Genomic DNA, 20,783 nt, shown 5'->3' with positions numbered 1-20,783 from the left:
TTTGTCCATCAGCCGTGATGGGCGGCGCGGAAGACGCCCGGCGTCACGCCGAGCCTCGCCTTGAAGGCGCGGGTCAGATGCGCCTGGTCACAGAACCCGGTGGCGGCCGCGACCGCGCCGGGAGATTCGCCGCTCCGCAGCCGCTCGCGTGCGCGGCGGACGCGGACATCGACGAGATAGGCGTGCGGCGTCAGCCCGGTCTCGCGCCGGAAGGCCCGGATCAGGTGATGCCGCGGCAGGCCCGAGCGCTGGGTGAGGTCCGCCAGCGACAGGTCCTCGTCATAACGCTGCTCGAGCAGCTCCCTCGCCTGCGCGATCGGCCCGCGCTCACGCCCGACATCGCGGATCGAGAGATCGGCATGGCGCGACAGGCACCAGCCATAGGCGCGCAGCAGGCCTTCCTCGCCGGCGAGGCCATCTCCGCCCTCTTCCAGGGCCCTATGCGCGTCCGAGAACAGGGCCGACCCCTCCGGATCCTGCACGGTCGGCTCGCGAAAGAACGGCGTGCCGATCGTTTCGTCGCCGGTCAGCGAGATGGCGACCTCGCGCATCAGCTCGATCGTCGGATAGGTCATCCGGTAGCGATAGCCGCCCTCGCTCGGCGCACCGTCATGAACGTCCAGCGGGTGGTTGAAGACGAGATCGCCGGTGCGGGCGAAGAGCGTGCGGCCGCGGGCATGCCAGAGCTCGCAGCCGGAGAGGATGGTGCCGACCGCATAGGTCTCATGGGCGTGCGGCGAATAGGTGTGGGTCGAGAACCGCGCCGACAGGCATTCCAGCCCGGAGAAGCGCGCCGCCGTGAACAGGCGGGCGTGCTCGCCCTCCCGGAGCGGCATCTCCAGCAATGCTTCGCCTTGGCTGATCAGATCCATGGCGCAAGATAGAGCGAAACCGTGCTCCCATGTCTTGAAGAAAAGTGATGGCGACGATCACGCCGGCGCGCCTTCCGTTCGGCTGCTCGCAGCCGAACGATGAGAATTCGCGCCAATGCAAGGTCCGTCGCCACCTGGCAGTGCTCAGGGCCGCGGCGGCTCCTTGCCGGCGACGAGGACCAGCAATGCGCCGGCAAGCGTCGCCACCGCCATGTAGCCGATCGGGCCGAGGCCGCCGACATGGTTGACCAAAAGACCGCCAAGCACCGCGCCGCCGGCGATCGCGACCAGGAAGGCCGCCGTCACCAGCCCGCTCACCGATTCGGCATGGTCTGCCGCGACGCGCACCATCCAGGTCTGGAAGCCGACCGGTGCGAAACCGAAGGCGAAGCCCCAGAGCGCGACCGCGATCCCCGCCACGATCGGCGAGGCTCCGAACTGGAGCAAGACAAGGCCCAGGATGCCGATCGCCAGCGCAAAGGAGACGATCGCGAGCTTGACGCCGCGTCCCGCGACAACGCCACCGGCGAAGTTACCGACGACATTGCCGAGGCCGTAGCCGAGCAGGACGATAGTGATCGCGCCGACGCCGAGCTGCGGCGCTTGCTCGAGGAAGGGCCGGATATAGGTGAAGCCGGTGAACTGCCCTGAGATGATGACGAGCACCGAGATCAGCATCAGCCGGATACTCGGGCGCGCGAACAGGATCCCCAGCGTGCCCAACCGCGGCGCCGCCTGCGGCGGCAGGGGCGGCATCGTCGCCAGCAACGCCAGCAGGGCGACGCCGGCAAGGCCGGCCGAGAGCCCGAACACCATCCGCCAGCCAATCAGGGAATCGAGATAGGCCCCGAGCGGTCCGCCGCCGATGAAGGCGGCCGAGACACCGGCCGAGATCAACGCCAGCGCCCGCGGCACCGACTGCGCCGGCACCAGCCGTAGCGTCAGCGCCGGCGCCATCGACCAGAAGCCGCCGAGCGCGAGACCAAGCAGGAAACGCGCCGCCAACAGCATGACGAAGCCGTTGGCCAGCGCCGTGACCAGGCTCGACAAGGCGAGCAGCGAGAGCAGCGACCAGAGCACCAGCCGCCTGTCGAAGCGGCTGGTGACGATCGGCGTGAAGATCGCCGCGGCGACGCCGACCAGCGAGGTCATCGTGACGGTCTGTCCGGCGGCGCCGACGCTGATCGAGAGATCTGCGGCGATGGAGGTCAGGACGCTGGCGGGCAGGAATTCGGCGCTGACGAGCGCGAACACGCCCATTGCGAGGGCGAAGACCGCAGGCCAGGCGGCCGTGCGCTCTTCGGGGACGATGCCGACGAGCTCGGCATCGGCTGTGGCTGACAAGGAATCCGACATCGGATGCTCCAAAAGGATCGGAGAAGTTCGGACCCCGGAGTTAGGCGTGACCGGCTGGAGCTTCCATGCTAGAAAACCCGCTATGCTTGACCAATCGTCCAGAAGATCGGGACCGGATCCGCTGACGGAGATGCTGCGCGGCCTCCGGCTCGAAGGCGTAGATTACGCTCGCTACCAGATGACGACGCCGTGGTGCCTGCTGTTCCCGGCCCAGCCGGCGGCGCGCCTGCACTTCATGGCGGAGCGGGGCTGCTGGCTGCGCACGCCCGAGGGCGAGTGGTGCCGACTCGAACAGGGCGACGCCGTGCTGATGCCTCGCGGCGTCGAGCATGCGCTCGCCAGCGAGCCCGGCCTCTCGGCGACGCCAAACGGGCACTGCGCCTTCCAGCACTGCTGCGGCGAGATCGCCGAGGCGCGCGGCGGCGGCTCCGGAGAAGCCGACGGCGAGGCGACCCTGTTCTTCAGCGCCAGCCTCTGCTTCAACGTCGACGCCCAGCATCCGATGTTGCGGATGATGCCGGAGCTGATGTGGGTGCATGAAATGGCGGTGGCCGAGCCGGCCATTCCCGCCTTGCTGACCACCATGGCGTGCGAACTCGCGCTCGATCGCGTCGGCGCCGGCGGCATCCTGACCCGCCTCGCCGATGTCGTCGCCGCCGCCCTGATCCGCTCCTGGGTCGAGCGCGGCTGCGGCACGGCCACCGGCTGGGTGGCCGCCGCGCGCGACCCCGATATCGGCCGTGTCCTCGCCGCGATCCATCTCAGCCCGAGCGAGAACTGGACGGTCGATGCGCTCGCCAGGGTGATGCACGCCTCGCGCTCCGCCTTTGCCGAGCGCTTCGCCAGCGTCGTCGGCGAGACGCCGGCCCGCTACGTCCTGCAGGTCCAGATGCACCAGGCCCGGCAATGGCTGGAGCGGGACCGGATGCGGATCTCGGCGGTAGCGCGCCGTCTCGGCTACGATTCGGAAGCCTCGTTCAGCCGCGCCTTCAAACGCGTGATCGGAAAGCCGCCAAGCCATTTCCGCAATACCGAGCCGCCGATCCGCGCGACGCGGCCGGTCGACGCCTCCCCTGCCGGCAGCGCCTCGGGGCGCCTTGCCGACCACAGTCCGCCAAGCGTTCGACGGGACGACCATGAGCATCCGCCAGCAATTGATTGAACGCTTCTTTCGCTATGCCGCGGTTTCCAGCCAGAGCGACATCAAGGCCACGACGCTGCCGAGCACGCCGGGCCAGCAGCGCCTCGCCGAGCTCCTGGCCGACGAATTGCGCGGGCTCAGCCTGGACGATGTCGAGATCGACGATCGCGCCACCGTCACGGCAGTGAAGCGCGGCACCGTGCCGGATGCACCGAGGATCGGCTTCATCGCCCATCTCGACACCTTCGATGCCGGCCTCTCGCCCGATATCCGCCCGCAGGTGCTGCGTTTCGAGGGCGAGGATCTCTGCCTCAACCGCGACCGGGATATCTGGCTGCGCGTCGCCGAGCATCCGCAGCTGCGCGACTGGCTGGCGGCCGAGATCATCGCCAGCGACGGCACCAGCGTGCTCGGTGCCGACAACAAGGCGGCGATCACGGTGATCATGACCTTGCTCGCCAACCTCGGACCGCAGGACAAGCATGGCGATATCGCCGTCGCCTTCGTGCCGGACGAGGAGATCGGCCTGCGCGGCGCCAAGGTCCTCGACCTCGCCCGGTTTCCCTGCGACTTCGCCTACACGATCGACTGCTGCGAGCTCGGCGAGGTGGTGATCGAGAACTTCAACGCGGCGAGCGCCGAGATCACGCTGACCGGCGTCAGCGCCCACCCGATGTCGGCCAAGGGCGTGCTGGTGAACCCGGTGCTGATGGCGCAGGACTTCGTCAGCCGTTTCGATCGCAAAGAGACGCCGGAGAACACCGAAGGCCGCGAAGGCTATGTCTGGTTCAACACCATCACGGCCAATGCCAGCGAGGCGAGGCTCGGCGCCCTGATCCGCGACTTCGACCGGCAGAGCTTCGAAGCGCGCAAGCGCCGCGTCGAGGAGGTCGCGAACGAGATCGCCGCGCTCTATCCGACCGGGCGGGTCGCATGCGTGGTCAGCGACACCTATGGCAACATCCACGACAGCCTGGGCGACGACCAGCGCCCGGTCGAGCTGCTGTTCGGGGCGCTGGAGCGCTTGCAGATCAGGAAGAAGCAGATCCCGATGCGCGGCGGCACCGACGGCGCGGCGCTCTCGGCCCGCGGCCTGCCGACGCCGAACTTCTTCACCGGCGCCTATAATTTCCACTCGCGCTACGAATTCCTGCCCGTGCCGGCCTTCGAGAAGTCTTATGAAGTCGCGCGGATGATCTGCACGCTCGCGGCAGGGCGGAGTTAGGCAATCGGTGGCCGACTCCTTCTCCCCTTGCGGGAGAAGGTGGCCCGGAGGGCCGGATGAGGGGTCGCGCTGCCCTATCGAACGACAGCATATTCCAGGCGCGAAGACTGCGATCGTCGTGAGACCCCTCATCCGTCTCGGCTTCGCCGAGCCACCTTCTCCCGCAAGGGGAGAAGGAAAGGCCTACCCACCCACCAGCTCGAACCAGCCAGCCTCGTCGATCACCTTGACGCCGTGCTTGGCGGCATCCTTGAGCTTCGAGCCGGCGCCCGGCCCGGCCACCAGCAGGTCCGTCTTCGACGAGACCGAGCCGGCGACCCTGGCGCCCAGCCGCTCGGCCATCGCCTTGGCCTCGTCGCGGGTCATGCGCTCCAGCGCGCCGGTGAAGACGACGATCTGGCCGGCCACCGGGCTGGATGACGCCACCGCCTCGAGCGGCTGCGGCTCGACCTCTCGTAGCAGCCGGGCGAGCATCTGCTGGTTGTGCTCCTCGGCGAAGAACTGCAGCAGCGCCTCGACCACGGTCGGGCCGACGCCGTCGATCGCGTCGAGCGCCGCGCGCTCCTCGCTCTCCGGGTTCTCGGCGGCGAGGCAGGCCGTCTGCAAAGCCTCGAACGAGCCGTAATGGCGCGCCAGCAGGCGGGCATTGGTCTCGCCGATATGACGGATGCCGAGCCCGAAGATGAAGCGGTTGAGCGGGGGCCTCCGCCGGTCGTCGATCGCCTCGAACAGTTTCTTGGTGCTGGTCGCGCCGAAGCCTTCCTTGTCCTTGAGCTTCTTCAGGTTTGCCGCATCGCGCTCAGCCAGCGTGAAGATGTCGGCCGGCTCCTTCACCGGCAAATCCGGATCGGCGTGGAAGAACTCGATCTGCTTGTCGCCGAGGCCGTCGATATCGAGCGCGTCGCGCGAGACGAAGTGCTTCAGGCGCTCGACCGCCTGCGCCTCGCAGATCAGCCCGCCGGTGCAGCGGCGCACCGCATCCTCCTTGCCCGAGCGCGGATTGTGCTCGCGCACCGCATCCGAGCCGCAGACCGGGCAGGTCGTCGGGAAGACGTAAGGCTGCGCGTCGGCGGGACGTTTCGTCAGATCGACCGCCTCGACCCGCGGAATCACGTCGCCGGCGCGCTTCACCGTGACGGTGTCGCCGATGCGGATGTCGCTGCCGTCGCGGATCGGCAGCCCCTTCGAATCGAAGCCGCGGATGTAATCCTCATTGTGCAGCGTCGCATTGGTGACGACGACGCCGCCGACCGTCACCGGCTTCAGCCGCGCCACCGGCGAAAGCGCCCCGGTGCGACCGACCTGGATATCGATCGCTTCCAGCACGGTGGTCGCGAGCTCGGCCGGGAATTTGTGGGCGATCGCCCAGCGCGGCGCGCGCGCGACGAAGCCGAGCCGGGCCTGCAGAGCGAGCTCGTCGACCTTGTAGACCACGCCGTCGATATCGTAGCCGAGCGCGGCGCGCTGGGCCTCGATCGACCGGTAATGTGCCAGCAGCGCCTCGACGCTGTCGCAGCGCGCCATCAGCGGGTTGGTCCTGAAACCCCAGCGCGCGAAGGCCTCGACCACGCCGAACTGCGTCGGCGCCGGCAGGACCGGCATCTCGCCCCAGGCATAGGCGAAGAAGCGCAAGGGCCGGCTGGCGGTGATCGAGACGTCGAGCTGCCGCAGCGAGCCGGCGGCAGCATTGCGCGGATTGGCGAATTCGCGCTCCTGCTTCTCGCGCTGGCGCTGGTTGATCGCGGCGAAATCGGCATGGCCGAGATAGATCTCGCCGCGCACCTCGGCGATCTCGGGGACGTCCTTGCCCTTCAAACGGTGCGGGATTTCAGAGATGGTTCGGGCGTTGGCCGTGACGTCCTCGCCCTCCTCGCCATCACCACGCGTCGCGGCGCTGATGAGCTCGCCCTTCTCATAGCGCAGCGAGAGGGAGAGCCCGTCGATCTTCGGCTCCGCGGTGAAGGCGATCGGCTGGTCGTCCTTGCGGCCAAGGAAGGTGCGCACCCGCGTGACGAAATCGGCGATGTCCTCGTCGGCGAAGGCGTTGTTGAGCGACAGCATCGGCACGCGATGCCGGATCTTGGCGAACTTGCCGGAGGGCTTGGCGCCGACCTTGTCGGAGAGCGCTTCGGTGCCCTTCAGTTCAGGAAAGGCGCTCTCCAGGGCGGTCAGCCGGCGGAACTTCGCGTCGAAAGTCGCGTCGTCCATGATCGGCGCGCTGTCGCTGTGATAGGCCTCGTTCGCCGCGGCGATCTCGGGCGCCAGCAGCTGGTGCTCGGCGCGGGCGGCTTCGGGCGTCAGATCTTCGACGGGCGTGGGAACAGTGTCGGCCATGGCGCAGTTCTAGTTGAGGGGAAGTCCGCTGCGAAGCGCCTGTTTCACGATTTGGGTACGCCGATTTGTGGCAGGAGCGCGCCGGGTGTAGGCTCCCCTCGCTGAAATGGATGCTCGACGCCTCGCAGGTCTTGACCGGAGGATTGCGTCAGGACCGCCTAGGCGAACCGGGCCGCAACCGGGAAGAACGCCATGGCCGATACCCATATCCATCATCCCCCGATGGCGGCGAACGACGCTGCGCCTGCCGATGCCCTGCCCGTCAACGAGATCGGCATCACCGACATCAAGGAGGCCCTCAGGCAGGGCTATGCCGACTTCATCGCCCAGCCGAGCCACCTGCTCTTTATCGCGCTCATCTATCCGATTGCCGGCATCCTGCTCGCCCGTCTGACGGTGAGCTACAATATCTTCCCGCTGTTGTTCCCGCTGGCCTCGGGCTTCGCCCTGCTCGGCCCCTTCGCCGCGATCGGCCTCTACGAGATCAGCCGCCGCCGCGAACTCGGCATGGACACCTCCTGGAAGCATGCGCTCGACGTCGTGCATTCGCCCGGAATCGGCCAGATCGCGACGCTCGGCGCGTTGCTGATGGGCGTCTTCCTGGCCTGGCTGTTCAGCGCCTGGATCATCTATCGCTGGCTGATGGGCGATGTCCCGCTCGACTCCTTCGGGGGCTTCATGACGCCGCTACTGACCACCGCGAACGGCTGGACGATGATCATCCTCGGCAACGCGCTCGGGCTGCTCTTCGCCATCCTGGTGTTCTCGATGACGGTGATTTCCTTCCCGCTGATGCTCGACCGGCATGTCAGCATGGCGACCGCAGTGAAGACCTCGATGGCCGCCGTCGAGAAGAGCCCGCGCGGCATGCTGTACTGGGCGCTGACGATCACGGCCCTGCTGGTGCTCGGCTCGCTGCCGGTGCTGGTCGGCCTGATCATTGTCATGCCGATCCTCGGCCACGCCAGCTGGCACCTCTACCGCAAGGTCGTGCCGCGGTGAGCCTTCCACTGGGGTCATGGTCGGCCTTGAGCCGACCCTCTCAGGCCGAATGAGGCGCCCTTCCCTTCTCCCCCTGCGGGAGAAGGTGGCCCGAAGGGCCCGATGAGGGGTCGCGCAGGACGAAATCGGTAGCGGCGCCCATCGATGGGCGGCAGCGTCGCGAGACCCCTCACCCTAGCCCTCTCCCGCAAGGGGAGAGGGAATAGCGCCCCTCAATGCTGATCGACCGAGACCTCGCGCGTCAGCCCACGCCGGACCAGCCCGACTGCGAGCAGAACCGGCAGCGAGGCGATCAGTCCCATCGCGGAGAGCTTGCCCCACAAGGTCTCGTCCTCGTTGATCAGCGTCGCGATGAACGCCGGCAACGTGAATTTCGACGGCGTCTGGATGAAGAGCAGCGCGAACAGGAACTCGTTCCAGCTCATGATCGCGACGAAGACCGCGGTTGCGACCAGCCCCGGCATCAGCAGCGGCACCACGATCTCCAGCAGCCGCTTCACGAAGCCGGCGCCGTCGAGCATCGCCGCCTCCTCGAAGGAATAGGGCACGTCGCGCACGAAGCCGAGCAGCATCCAGATCGCGAAGGGCAGCGCCAGGATCTGGTTGGCCAGGATCAGCCCGAGATGGGTGTCGAGCAGGCCGAGCGCCCGCAGCACCTGGTAGAGCGGGATGGCGAGCGCGATCGGCGGCGCCAGCTTGATCACCAGGACGAAGCCGAGGAAGACAATGTCGAAGCGTTTGGGCAGCTGGAAGCGCGCCAGCGCATAGGCCGCGGGCAACCCGGCTAGCAGTGACAAACCCACCGTGCCGAGCGCCACCACGACGCTGTTGAGGCCGAGCCGCCACATCCCGCCATCGAGCAGCACGCGATAATGCGTCAGCGTCGGATTCTGAGGCCAGAGCGCGATCGAGGTCGAGACATATTCGGCCGGCGGCTTGAACGAGGTCGCGACCATCCAGACCAGCGGGATCAGCGACAACGCACAAAGGCCGAAGGCGGCGATGATCCGGATCATCGGCCAGCCCCTTTGAGGAGTGAGGCCGCATAGACCACCGCTAGCAGGCCAGCGACGGCGATCATCACCACCGCCGCGGCCGAGGCCAGGCCGATATCGAAGAAGCGGAAGCCCTGTCGGTAGACGAACATCGAGACCGTCTCGGTCGCCTGCCCCGGCCCGCCGCCGGTCATCGCATAGACCTTGTCGAACAGCTTGAAACTGTCGACCGAGCGCAGCAGCGCCGCGACGAAAAGATAGGGCGCAAGCAGCGGCAGCGTCATGTCGCGAAAGCGCCGCCACGGCCCGGCGCCATCGACGCGGGCGGCCTCGTAGACGTCCTGCGGGATCAGGCGCAGGCCGGCGAAGATGATCAGGAAGGCGAAGGGCGCGGTCTGCCAAAGATCGACCAGCACGATCGACCAGAGCGCGAGGTTGGGGTCGAACAGCCAGGGCACGCCGGGCAGGCCGACGGTGCGCAGGAGGTTGTTCAGGAAGCCGAGATCGAAATGGAACCAGGCCCGCCAGATCGCGGTGACCACCATGGTCGAGAGCACGAAGGGCGCGAGCAGAAGCGTCATGATCAGCGTACGGCCGGGAAAGGCACGGTTCAGCAGCAGCGCCAGCCCCAGGCCGGCCGCGACCTCGAGGATGGTCGAGACCACCGTGAACAGCACGGTGTTGGTCACCGCCTGGCGGAAGAAGCGGCTGTCCCAAAGCTCGCGGAAATTATCCAGCCCGACGAACTTGGCGTTCTCGAAGCCGTAATCGGTGGCGAACAGCGAGAGCGCCAGCGTCCGCCCGAGCGGATAGAGCGTCAGGCCGGCGAAGATGATGAGCGCCGGCGTCAGCAGGAGCCAGGGCAGCAGGCGGCGGGAAGCGGTCATGAGATCAAAGGCATTGAATTGAGAATACCCCTCCGAAGTCATCCCGGCCGCAGCGAAGCGGAGATCCGGGATTCATGCCGGAACGCCTCCGAAGAAGGTTCAGGCATGGGTCCCGGGTCGCGCTATGCGCGCCCGGGACGACCGCGAGAAGTTGGAGGCGCAAGACTGCTTAGCGCGAAAGCGCGCGGGCGATCTGGGCATTGGCCTCGCTCAGCGCCTGCTTGGGCTGCATCTGGCCGATCAGGGCGAGCTGGAGATAATCGCCCAGAATGGTCTCGACGCGGGCCCACTGGCTGATGCGCGGGCGGGCCTGGGCGACGTTCAGCGCCTCGAGCTGCGCCGGGTACCAGCGATACTTGGCGACGAGATCCTTGTCGTTGAACAGCGCAGCGAGGGTCGGCGGATTGCCGGTCTCGAGCGCGATCAGCTTCTGGTTCTCGGAGCTGGTGACGAAGCGGATGAAGTCGGCGGCGCGCGCCTTGTTCGGCGAATCCGCCGGAATGGCGAGCAGCCAGGCGCCCAGCATCGGCGCCGGCCCCCTGACCTCGCCCGGCGAGGCGACGACCTCGACCTGGTTGGCGACCTTCGAGGCGTTGCCGTCGAGCGTGCCGGCCCAGGACGACCACATCTCGACCGCGATCGCGGCGCGGCCCTGCTGGATCGCATCGCGCAGTTCGGTCGCGTTGTAGGTCTCGACCCCCTTCGGCGCGAGCGCCTTGAACGACAGGAACTGTGTCAGTGCCTTCTCGGCCTCGGGTGTGTCGAGCACGGCCTTGCCGTCGGCGCTCACCACCTCGCCGCCATGTGCCCACAGCACCGGCAGGAAGGAGGTGACGATCGGGTTGCCCTTGATGCCGCGGAAGACGAGGCCGGAGACGCCCTCTTCCTTCGACTGGATCGTCTGCGCCGCCTTGACGACGTCGCTCCACGTCTTGGGCCGCTCGAAGCCGTGCTTGGCGAGCAGGTCCTTGCGATAGGCGAACATGGCAATGTTGCCGACGAAGGGCGCGGCATAGAGCTTGCCGTTGTGCTTGGAGACGTCGATCGCCGACTTGACGAATTCGCCCGGCAGGCCGCCGACGGTGTCGAGATCGGTGAGCCAGCCGCGCGCCATGAATTCCGGCGCCCAGATGTCGTCGAGCATGGCGACGTCGGTCGCAGCGGTCTTCTCGCGCGCGCCGACAGCGAGGCGCTCATAGAGCGGGCCGCCGCCGAGCTCGAGCCGCTCGATCTTCACATTCGGATTCTTGGCCTGGTAGAGCTCGACCATCTTGGCCAGCGCCGGCGCGAAGCCGGCATCGCGCCCGGCGATCACCAGCCGGTCCTGCGCGGCGGCCGGCAGAACGAGCCCGGCCAACATCAACATGGCGCCGAGCGCCTTACCCATCGTCCTCATGGCATTCCCCCGTCCGGGTCTCTGCCCGGGCGGGCATTGTGGGAGCGGATGGCCGGAGAGTGCAACAGCTATGCGACGGTTCCGGAACAATCCCGCCATGCATCGCGTTGCGAGAGTGCTGCGGCAAGGTCGCACGCACCGTCAGCCGTGCAGATGCGACGGCAACGCAACCGGAGGGGGCTCCACCATGAACAACATCATCTACATCGTCGGTCTTGTCGTCGTCGTCCTGGCGATCCTGTCTTTCCTCGGCTTGCGCTGATTCAGCTCCTCATGCTCGCCATTTGGGGCGAGCATCCATGACTGGAACGGCACATTCGGCGAAAGAAGACAGCCATGGTCGGGGCAAGCCCGACCATGGCGACAAGGCGCGTCAGCGGTCGTCGCGGCGTGGTTTCTTCGCTCCGAAAGGCTTCTTGCCGGTAAAAGGCTTCTTGGCTCCAAACGGCTTTTTGTCGCCGAAGCTTTTGCCCGCAGGCCGTGCATCGCTGGCGGCCGGTCGCTCGCCGCCCTGCGGAGCTCCGAAAGGCTTCTTGCCGCCCTCGAACTTGCCGCCTTTGAACTTGCCGGCAAACGGCTTGCCGCCCTGATCGCTTTTCTTGTCGAAGGAGCGCTCCGGCCGGAGGATCGCGGTTTCCTCATAGGCCGGCTCGCGATCGCGCCGCGTCGGATCATAGGACTTGGCGCCGAACGGCTTGCCCTTGCCCTCATAGGGCTTGCGCGCCGGGGCTGACGAACGCTCGTCGCGCTCGCGCACCGGATGAGCGCTGCGCGGCGCATGGCTCGCCTTCTCGGCGAAGGGCTTGGCCGGGCGACGCTCCTCCTCGCCGGTCACCGGCTCGATGATGATCTTGTCGCGGTCGACAGCCCTGGCGAGCTGAGCGAAGCGCTCCGCGACCTCGGCATCGATCTCGACCTTGGTCTCCTTGTCGAAGATGCGGATCGCGCCGACCTCGTCGCGCGTGATCTTGCCGCGCCGGCACAGCATCGGCAGGAGCTGGCGCGGATCGGCCCCGTCCTTGCGCCCGATATTCAGGCGGAACCAGACGGTGTCGCCGCGCGGACCCGACCTCTCGCGGCGCTCCGGTCGCTCGGCTCCGCCATGCTCGCGCGGCCTCGCATAATCTTCATTGCTGCGCGCCGGGCGGCGCTCGTCACGACCGAAGTTGGGGTCGCCGACCTCTTCGGCTGCCGGCAGGCGCGAGCGGTAGACCCGCACCAGCGCCGCTGCGATCTCCTCCGCCGAGCGCCCCGCCAGGAGCGCTGCGACCATCGTCGCATCGTCCTCGCTCGCCTCGCCGGAGAGCATGGGGTCGCTCAGCAGGCGCTGCTCGTCGAGCACGCGGATCTCGTCCTGCGTCGGCGGGCCGGCCCAGCTCGCCTCGATCTTGGCTTCGGCGATCAGCATCTCGGCCTTGCGCCGGCGCGAGGCCGGCACCAGCAGCACGCTGGTGCCCTTCTTGCCGGCGCGCCCGGTACGGCCCGAGCGATGCTGCATCACCTCGGGATCGTTCGGCAGCTCGGCATGGATGACCAGGGTCAGCCCCGGCAGGTCGATGCCGCGCGCCGCGACGTCGGTCGCGACGCAGACGCGGGCCCGGCCGTCGCGCAAGGCCTGCAGCGCCGAATTGCGCTCGCTCTGGCTGAGCTCGCCCGAGAGCGCCACGGCCGAGAAGCCGCGCTCCAGCAGGATCGCCTCGAGATGGCGCACTGCGTTGCGGGTGTTGCAGAACACCAGCGCCGTCGGCGAATCGTGGAAGCGCAGCAGGTTGACGACCGCGAGCTCGGCCTCCTTCGGGAAGACACGAATGGCGCGGTACTCGATATCGGCATGGCCGCGCTCGCCGCCGGCAACCTCGATACGCAGGGCATCGCGCTGATAACTGCGCGCCAGGGCGATGATCGCCTTCGGCAGCGTTGCCGAGAACAGCAAGCTGCGGCGCTCTTCCGGCGCTGACTTCAGGATGAATTCGAGATCGTCGCGAAAGCCGAGATCGAGCATCTCGTCGGCTTCGTCGAGCACGACCGCCCGCAGGCCCGAAACATCGAGGCGGCGGCGTTCGATATGGTCGCGCAGACGGCCGGGCGTGCCGACGACGATGTGCGCGCCCTCGTCGAGCAGGGCCGCTTCGCGGCGCGGATCCATGCCGCCGACGCAGGAGATCACGCGGGCATTGGTCTGCTTGTAGAGCCAGCTGAGCTCGCGCTGGACCTGGAGGGCGAGTTCGCGCGTCGGCGCGACGATCAACGCCAGTGGCCGTTCGGCCCGCGGCAGGGCCTCGGCGTCGCCGAGCAGGTCGGCGCCGATGGCGAGGCCATAGGCCACGGTCTTGCCCGAGCCGGTCTGCGAGGAGACCAGCAGGTCGCGGCCGGCGGCCGCCCCTTCCAGCACGGCGGTCTGGACGGGAGTCGGCTCGCTGTAATTACGGTCGGCGAGCGCCCGCGCCAGCGGCGCACTCGTGGAGATGAAGGACATCGATGTCAGGCCTTAGATTGCAGCTGGCGGGTCGGCAGCACGCAGAACGAGGGGCGGCGCCGGACGCGGCACCGCGATATTGCGCTGCACATAGAGGAAATCGCAGGAAAAGGGAATGCAGCATCGGTCCATCCCGTATGCGGCAGCAGATGCCGGCCATGCCGCCCGCTCCGTTGTCGGCGGCGAGAGCTGCATGGTCTAAGCATAACACAACGGAGCGGGGGTCTGTGGAGATGGGCGGGACTTGGCGACGCGTCGGCGCCTACGACGTTCTCGCGCTCCGCGACGGGATATTCGAGGCGCCGCTCGACGTTCTGATCCATGCCGATGGCGAGGCTGCTCGCGACGAGGCCGTGGCGCGCTGGAGCAAGCCGAAGGTCAGCATACCCGTCAACTGCTTCGTTCTGAAGGGCGCCAGCGGGATTACCCTGATCGACGCCGGCACCGGCCCCTCATGGGGCGAGGCGATGGGCCATGCCCCCGCCGCCATGACGGGCGCCGGCATTGCACCTGAACAGGTCAAACGTATCCTGATTACGCATCTGCATGGCGACCATGCGCTCGGGCTGTTCGACGGCGATCGCGCCCGCTTCCCGAATGCCGAGATCATCGTGCCCGACGCCGATTTCGGTTTCTTCGGCGAGGAGACCAACCGCGCAACGACGCCACAGAACCGGCAAGGCGGTTTCGCCGTCACGGCAGCGGTGAAGAAGCACTATGCTGGCCGCATCCACCCTGCCCCGGCTGGCATCGTGCAACCCGGGATCACATTGATCCCGCTCCCCGGCCATACCGCCGGCCATAGCGGCTACCTGATCGAAGGCGAGCACAGCCTCCTGCTCTGGGGCGATGCGCTGCATCTCTCCGATCTGCAGGCCACCGATCCGGGGATCGGCTTCGTCTATGATTTCGAAGCCGCCACCGCCTTTTCCTCTCGCCGCGCCATCCTTGCTCGCGCAGCGGATGAAAGCTGGCTCGTCTCGGGCGGCCACATCGAAGGCTTTAGACGCGTGGTCGCGACCGGCACGGGATACGAGCTGATCCCGGCCTGAATCGTCATTGCGAGCGAAGCGACGCAATCCAGGGGCAGCAGAGCGAGCCATCGTGGATTGCTTCGTCGCTGCGCTCCTCGCAATGACGGTTTCCGCGGCCGAACTCGATCAAAAACCGCTGCTAGCGGCGCACTCCGGCCGCATCGAGCAGCTTGCCGGCGGCCGCCCTCGCCTCCTCGGTAATCGAGGCACCGGCGAGCATGCGGGCGATCTCCTCGCGCCGCGTACCATCCTGCAAGGCCGAGACGCGGGTGACGGTGCGCTCATCGGCGCCCTCCCCGCCATCGCCCGACTTGGCGATCAGGAAATGCTGGCCGGCCTTGGCCGCGACCTGCGGCGCATGCGTCACCGAGATCACCTGGACCCGCGCCGCCAATCGGGCCAGCCGCTCGCCGATCGCATCCGCCACCGCGCCGCCGACGCCGGTGTCGATCTCGTCGAACACCAGGGTCGGCGCCGAGCCGCGCTCGGCCAGCACCACCTTCAGCGCCAGCATGAAACGCGAGAGCTCGCCGCCCGAGGCGACCTTCATCATCGGCCCCGGCCGCGTCCCCGGATTGGTCTCGACCCAGAACTCGACGCGGTCGAGCCCTTCCGGCCCGCGCGCATCGGGGTCGCTGTCGATCTGCGTGATGAAACGCGCCCGCTCCAGCTTGAGCGGCGGCAACTCCGCCTTCACCGCCGCATCAAGCGCCGAAGCGGCCCTGATGCGCCCTGCGGACAAGGCCGTCGCGAGCGCGACATAGGCCGCTTCGGCTTCGGCGAGCTCCGCCTCCAGACGCTTCAGCGAGCCCTCGCTCTCGTCGAGCGCAGCAAGGTCTGCCGCCATGGTCTGCGCCAGCGCCGCCAGCGCATCGACCGGGACATCGAATTTGCGCGCGGCCGCGCGCAGCGCAAACAGCCGCTCCTCGACGCGCTCCAGCACGCGCGGATCGAATTCGGCAGCGCGTACCGCTGCCTGCAGCGTCTCCCCTGCCTCTTCCAGCGCGACCACCGCCGTGGTCAGCGCCGCGATCGAGGGGTCGACCAGCTCCGGCGCCTGGGCGGCACGGCGCTCCAGCCGGCGCAGCACGCCCGACAGGGCGGAAACTGGCGAAGCGGTACCGCCTACCGCCTCATAGGCCTCAATGATGTCGCGGGCGACCTTCTCGGCAGCCATCATGCCCTGACGCTTTGCGGCGAGCGCGTCCTCCTCGCCTGGCTCGGGGGCGAGCTTGCCGAGCTCGGCCACGGCATGGCGCAGGAAATCGGCCTCCTTGCGCGCAGTCTCGACCCGCATGCGCTGGCTCTGCAGGGCCTGGCGCGCCTTTTTGAGCGTCTCGCTGGCACGGGCGACCTCGGCCGACTGCGCGGTCAGTTCGCCAAAGCTGTCGAGGATGGTGCGGTGCTGGGCCGGGTCGGTGAGAGCGCGGTCGTCGTGCTGACCATGGATCTCGACGAGCGCCGCGCCGATCATCCGCAGGATCTGGACGCTGACCGGCTGGTCGTTGACGAAGGCGCGGGTGCGCCCGTCGGCATATTGCACGCGCCGCAGGATCAGGTCGCCGTCGGTGTCGATCTCCTGCGCCTGGGCGAGGGCCCGCGCCGGATGCGCCATCGGCAGGTCGAAGACCGCGCTGACCTGGCCTTGCGTCTCGCCATGGCGCACCAGACCGCCGTCCCCGCGTGCGCCCAGCGCCAGCGCGAAGCCGTCGAGCAGGATCGACTTGCCGGCGCCGGTCTCGCCGGTCAGCACGCTGAGCCCGTCCTCGAAGCCCAGGTCGAGCCGGTCGATCAGAACGATGTCGCGGATCGAGAGCTGAGCGAGCATGGCGACTCAGCCCCCTTGTGCCGGCTGCAGATGACCTCGCCGGGACACCGGCCGCCTCAGAGGCGGCCGAGACCGGTCAACCCGACGACAGCGCGCGTGAAGCCGTTGAAGGCCCGGCTGATATAGGATCCGCGATCCTCGCGTGGCTGCAGGCCGCCGCTCTCCAGGAGCGTATAGGCGTCCTTGTACCAGGGGCTGTCAGGGAAGTTGTGACCAAGCACCGCCGCGGCAGTCTGCGCCTCGTTGGTGATGCCGAGGGCCATATAGGCCTCGGTCAGGCGCATCAGCGCCTCCTCGACATGGCGCGTGGTCTGATACTTGGTGATGACGTCGCGGAAGCGGCCGACGGCGCCGGTGTAGTTGCGCTTCTCGAGATAGAAACGCCCGACATTCATCTCCTTGCCGGCGAGCTGGTCGCGCGCGACCAGCATCTTCTCGCGCACGTCGAGCACGTATTCCGACTTCGGATAGCGGTCGAGCAGCTCTTGCATCGCACGCAGCGCCTGGTCGGTGCGCTCCTGGTCGCGCGTCGCGTCGGGGATCTGGTTGTAATAGGACATCGCCAGGATGTACTGCGCATAGGCCGCGTCCGGGCTCGCCGGGTTCTGCGCCAGGAAGCGCTTCGAGGCCGTGATCGCGTCGTCGTACTTCTGCGCCTCGTAATTCGAGTAGGCGGCCATGATCAGGCCCTTCTTCGAATAGGGCGAGAACGGCGCCTGCTTGTCGATCTCGTCGAACTTCTTGTTCGCGCCTTCGGTGTCGCCGTTCTGGAGACGGGCGAGGCCCTCATTGTAGAGCTTGTCGGCCGGAACCTCAGCCACCACCTCGGGCTTGTAGGTCTCGGGGCGATCGAAGGGGTTGAGCGCGCTCATCGTGTCGCAGCCGCCGAGCGCGGCCGCAAGGGCAAAGGCCAGCACAAGGCGCTTGCCGCCGCTGGTCGTTTCGCCGGAGTTGATTGTCTTCAGCCGCATGACGCTCACTTCATCCGTCCTTGTGACGCCCTTCGGTAAGAGCGCGCGAATTGGCTTTAGCTCAGAAGCAGCCTATTCGCCAAGCGTGACGGGCGCTTCATGCAGTGCGTTCGCCGTTTCCAACAGGAAACGGGCGAATGCAAGGCGTGGCGTCGCGTAATACCCTGCTCAGTGCAGGTCGGGCGCGAGCGCAGCAGGCACCGGGCCGGCCGCCATCTGCACCGCATGGTGGGCGAAGGCCGGCTGGGCCTCGACGATCGCGTAATTGGCGCGGTCGGCGAACAGGGCCTCGAGGATCCGGACGTTCATGCGGTGACCGCCGCAATAGGAACGGAACTCGCCGAGGATCGGGTAGCCGGCGAGCGCAAGGTCGCCCACCGCGTCGAGGACCTTGTGGCGCACGAACTCGTCGGCGTAGCGCAGGCCTTCGGGATTGATCACCTTGTCGTCGCCGATCGCGACGGTGTTGTCGAGCGAGGCGCCGAGCGCAAAGCCGGCCTTCCAGAGCTGCTCGACATCGCGCATGAAGCCGAAGGTGCGGGCGCGGGAGATCTCGCGGGCATAAGCCTCGGGATCGAGATCGAAGATCTTGCGCTGGCGACCGATCGCCTTGGTGTCGAAGTCGATCTCGACGTCGAGGCGAAAGCCGCTCTCCGACGGCGAAAGCTCGGCGAAGGCGCGGCCCTGCTCGATGCGGACCGGGCGCAGGACCTTGAGATAGCGGCGGGTCGCGCCGAGGGCGACGAGGCCGGTCGCCTCGATGGCGGTGACGAACTCGGCGGCGCTGCCGTCCATGATCGGCATCTCGGGACCGTCGATCTCGACCAGCACATTGTCGAGGCCGAGGCCGGCGCAGGCCGACATCAGATGCTCGATCGTGGCGACGGAACCGGAAGCCTGGTCACCGATCACAGTGCACAGCTCGGTGGCGCTGACCTTGTTGTGGCGGGCGTGGATCAGCTGCTCATGGCCGCCTTCGAGGCCCTTGCGCAGGAAGACGACGCCGGAATTGGCAGTGGAGGGCCGCAAGGTCAGGCAGGCGGGAGCCCCGGAGTGAACGCCGATGCCTTGGAGGGTCACGGGCGAGCGTAGGGTCGTCTGCCGTTCAGCCATCATACTCAGTATCCGATCTCAAGCGCGACGATCTCTGGGCCGGCGCCTCGCGGCGCAACCTCTTCGACGATCGATGCGGTTCCCTGATGTGCAGCGAACTCGGGACTAATCCCGAATCCCCTTACCCGGTGATGCGCTGCAAGATACGCGCAGGCGCATCGGCTTCAAAATCACGCTTTCTTTCGCTCTGTAACAGACGTTACAAAGCCAGAAAATCTTAACCATCTGCTTGATGTATATGGTTTTTCAGACGTTAAAAAAGACCCGGCGGACAGTGCCGCCGGGCCTTTTGTCAAACCGGTTGAACCGGCCGGCAAAGCCGGGTTCGAAAGCTCAGTTCGACTGGCGGCGCAGGAAGGCCGGGATCTCGAGCTGGTCCTCTTCCGTGTTGCGAGCCGGAGCGGCGCGGCCGAGCTGGTCGAGCTGGCCCTGGGCCGGTCGGGTCGCAGGCACCGGCGGGCGGCGCATGAACTCGGCATGGGCGGCGCTGGGACCAGCGGCCGGAGCCGGCGGCGCCTGGCGCGGGGCGGGAGCCGGCGGCGCCATCGGCGCCTCGGCATACTCGTCCTCCTTCCGGCCGAAACCGACCGAGGCGAGGCGCTGCATCAGCGACATGCGCTTCTGCTCGACCGAGGCCGGCGCAGGGGCCGGCACCGCGCCGCGGCTCTGCGCGATCTGGTGCTGGGCGGGCAGCGGCAGGTCCTCGACGCGCGGCATGCGGGTCGGGCGGATCACCGCACGCTCGGGCATCGGCGGAATGAAGCTGTCCTCGTGATGCGGCAGGGAGGTTTCCGGCGGCGGCGCCTCGACGACCGGCGGAGCGACCATCGCCGGGCGCGGCTGGGCCGGCTCGATGCGGACATCGGCAGCGAAGCTGACCGGGGCCGGCGCGGGAGCGCGGACCGGCTCCGGCATCATGGTCTCGGCGGCGGGAACCGGCATCGGCGCGGGAGCAGGCGCCGAGGCGGAGGTGCGGATGTTCGGGACGGCCGAACGCAGCCGGGCCTCGGCCTTCAGCCGCTCGGCGACCTCGGCGATCCGGGCTTCGGTCGGGTCGAGCTCGCCCTGGGCGGACATCGGCTTGTCGATGCCGGTGGCGACCACCGAAACGCGCATCGTGCCTTCGAGCGCCTCGTCGAAGGTGGCGCCGACGATGATGTTGGCCTCGGAGTCGACCTCCTCGCGGATGCGGGTGGCGGCTTCGTCGACCTCGTAGAGCTTCATGTCGCGCCCGCCGGTGATCGAGATCAGCAGGCCGCGCGCGCCCTTCATCGAGACGTCGTCGAGCAGCGGGTTGTTGATCGCGGCCTGGGCCGCCGAGAGCGCGCGCTTCTCGCCCTGGGCCTCGCCGGTGCCCATCATCGCCTTGCCCATGCCGCGCATCACGGCGCGCACGTCGGCGAAGTCGAGGTTGATCAGGCCGGGACGGACCATCAGGTCGGTGATGCAGGCGACGCCGGAATAGAGCACCTGGTCGGCCATGCCGAAGGCGTCGGCGAAGCCGGTGTTCTCGTTGGCGACACGGAACAGGTTCTGGTTCGGGATGACGATCAGCGTGTCGACGGCCTCGTTGAGCTCGCCGATGCCGGCCTCGGCCATGCGCATGCGGCGCTGGCCCTCGAACTGGAACGGCTTGGTCACGACGCCGACGGTGAGGATGCCCATGTCGCGGGCGACCCGGGCGATCGCGGGAGCTGCACCCGTGCCGGTGCCGCCGCCCATGCCGGCGGTGATGAAGACCATGTGGGCGCCGGCGAGATGATCGCGGATCTCGTCGATCACCTCTTCGGCGGCCGCGCGGCCGACTTCCGGCTGCGAGCCCGCGCCCAGGCCCTCGGTGACCTGGAGGCCCATCTGGATGATGCGCGGGGCGCGGGCGAGTGCGAGCGCCTGTGCGTCGGTGTTGGCGCAGACGAAATCGACGCCGTCGAGGCCGGCCTCGATCATGTTGTTCACGGCATTGCCGCCGGCGCCACCGACACCGAACACGGTGATCCGGGGCTTCAGTTCCCGGATGTCCGGGGCTTGCAGGTTCATCGCCATGATTGCCTCTTTCACTGTCTTGTCCGGCTCCTGGCGGGCCGTCCCGTCTTCCACGCCAGGGGCCTTAAGCCCCGCTCTGCTCGTACTCACCCCGGCCCGCGCCGCCTTTC

15 protein-coding genes are annotated in these 20,783 nt (G+C 67.8%); 4 read left to right on the top strand and 11 right to left on the bottom strand.

Translation table 11 applies throughout. The features are described from left to right. Positions 1-8 precede the first annotated feature (8 nt). Both V7S63_RS10360 and V7S63_RS10355 read right to left on the bottom strand, forming a co-directional pair. Positions 9-872: an AraC family transcriptional regulator gene (locus tag V7S63_RS10360; RefSeq protein WP_336530147.1), complete on the bottom strand. Its 864-nt coding sequence runs from the start codon at positions 870-872 to the stop codon at positions 9-11. A gap of 144 nt (positions 873-1,016) precedes the next feature. After that, positions 1,017-2,228, bottom strand: a complete 1,212-nt coding sequence (locus V7S63_RS10355) for an MFS transporter (RefSeq protein WP_336530146.1) — start codon at positions 2,226-2,228, stop codon at positions 1,017-1,019. An 82-nt stretch (positions 2,229-2,310) separates the two neighbouring features. Between V7S63_RS10355 and V7S63_RS10350 the strand changes: the two genes are divergently transcribed. Together V7S63_RS10350 and pepT are read left to right on the top strand one after the other, a co-directional pair. After that, on the top strand, positions 2,311-3,390 hold the full coding sequence (locus V7S63_RS10350) for an AraC family transcriptional regulator (protein WP_100958833.1): 1,080 nt from the start codon (positions 2,311-2,313) through the stop codon (positions 3,388-3,390). Continuing rightward, entirely contained in the window at positions 3,365-4,594 is a 1,230-nt protein-coding gene (pepT, locus tag V7S63_RS10345; RefSeq protein WP_336530145.1) for a peptidase T, read from the top strand. The genes V7S63_RS10350 and pepT overlap by 26 nt, the downstream gene beginning before the upstream one ends. Positions 4,595-4,777: 183 nt before the next feature. Here the strand turns inward: pepT and ligA are convergent, their stop codons facing one another. Continuing rightward, complete coding sequence (ligA, locus tag V7S63_RS10340; protein ID WP_100958831.1) at positions 4,778-6,928, bottom strand: NAD-dependent DNA ligase LigA; 2,151 nt, start codon at positions 6,926-6,928, stop codon at positions 4,778-4,780. Positions 6,929-7,150: 222 nt separating this feature from the next. Between ligA and V7S63_RS10335 the strand changes: the two genes are divergently transcribed. Continuing rightward, positions 7,151-7,930, top strand: coding sequence for a DUF2189 domain-containing protein (locus tag V7S63_RS10335; RefSeq protein WP_442896450.1), 780 nt, complete (start codon positions 7,151-7,153; stop codon positions 7,928-7,930). Positions 7,931-8,142: 212 nt separating this feature from the next. Here the strand turns inward: V7S63_RS10335 and V7S63_RS10330 are convergent, their stop codons facing one another. From V7S63_RS10330 to V7S63_RS10315, 4 genes are all read right to left on the bottom strand, one after another. Then, positions 8,143-8,946: a carbohydrate ABC transporter permease gene (locus V7S63_RS10330; protein WP_336530144.1), complete on the bottom strand. Its 804-nt coding sequence runs from the start codon at positions 8,944-8,946 to the stop codon at positions 8,143-8,145. Then, entirely contained in the window at positions 8,943-9,812 is an 870-nt protein-coding gene (locus V7S63_RS10325; protein ID WP_336530143.1) for a carbohydrate ABC transporter permease, read from the bottom strand. Before V7S63_RS10325 ends, V7S63_RS10330 begins: the two co-directional genes overlap by 4 nt. 169 nt (positions 9,813-9,981) lie before the next feature. Next, positions 9,982-11,208, bottom strand: a complete 1,227-nt coding sequence (locus V7S63_RS10320) for an ABC transporter substrate-binding protein (RefSeq protein WP_336530142.1) — start codon at positions 11,206-11,208, stop codon at positions 9,982-9,984. A gap of 373 nt (positions 11,209-11,581) precedes the next feature. After that, entirely contained in the window at positions 11,582-13,684 is a 2,103-nt protein-coding gene (locus V7S63_RS10315; RefSeq protein WP_336530141.1) for a DEAD/DEAH box helicase, read from the bottom strand. Between the two features lie 233 nt (positions 13,685-13,917). Here V7S63_RS10315 and aidB point away from each other — a divergent pair, with 233 nt between their 5' ends. Next, positions 13,918-14,736: an AidB family quorum-quenching N-acyl homoserine lactonase gene (aidB, locus tag V7S63_RS10310; protein ID WP_336530140.1), complete on the top strand. Its 819-nt coding sequence runs from the start codon at positions 13,918-13,920 to the stop codon at positions 14,734-14,736. A gap of 121 nt (positions 14,737-14,857) precedes the next feature. Here aidB and recN read toward each other — a convergent pair whose 3' ends face one another. From recN to ftsZ, 4 genes are all read right to left on the bottom strand, one after another. Beyond that, positions 14,858-16,546, bottom strand: coding sequence for a DNA repair protein RecN (gene recN, locus V7S63_RS10305; RefSeq protein WP_336530139.1), 1,689 nt, complete (start codon positions 16,544-16,546; stop codon positions 14,858-14,860). Between the two features lie 56 nt (positions 16,547-16,602). Continuing rightward, on the bottom strand, positions 16,603-17,517 hold the full coding sequence (locus tag V7S63_RS10300; protein ID WP_100958825.1) for an outer membrane protein assembly factor BamD: 915 nt from the start codon (positions 17,515-17,517) through the stop codon (positions 16,603-16,605). A 168-nt stretch (positions 17,518-17,685) separates the two neighbouring features. Further along, positions 17,686-18,633, bottom strand: coding sequence for a UDP-3-O-acyl-N-acetylglucosamine deacetylase (lpxC, locus tag V7S63_RS10295; RefSeq protein WP_091840464.1), 948 nt, complete (start codon positions 18,631-18,633; stop codon positions 17,686-17,688). A 330-nt stretch (positions 18,634-18,963) separates the two neighbouring features. Beyond that, the gene (gene ftsZ, locus V7S63_RS10290) at positions 18,964-20,673 is read right to left on the bottom strand and encodes a cell division protein FtsZ (protein ID WP_336530248.1); all 1,710 of its coding nucleotides are present in this window, start codon (positions 20,671-20,673) and stop codon (positions 18,964-18,966) included. Positions 20,674-20,783: the final 110 nt, after the last annotated feature.

Source organism: Allobosea sp. CCNWLY174, from assembly GCF_037120455.1.
In the GTDB taxonomy this organism is placed as follows: domain Bacteria; phylum Pseudomonadota; class Alphaproteobacteria; order Rhizobiales; family Beijerinckiaceae; genus Allobosea; species Allobosea lupini.
This window is presented reverse-complemented; position numbering and strand designations above follow the sequence as displayed.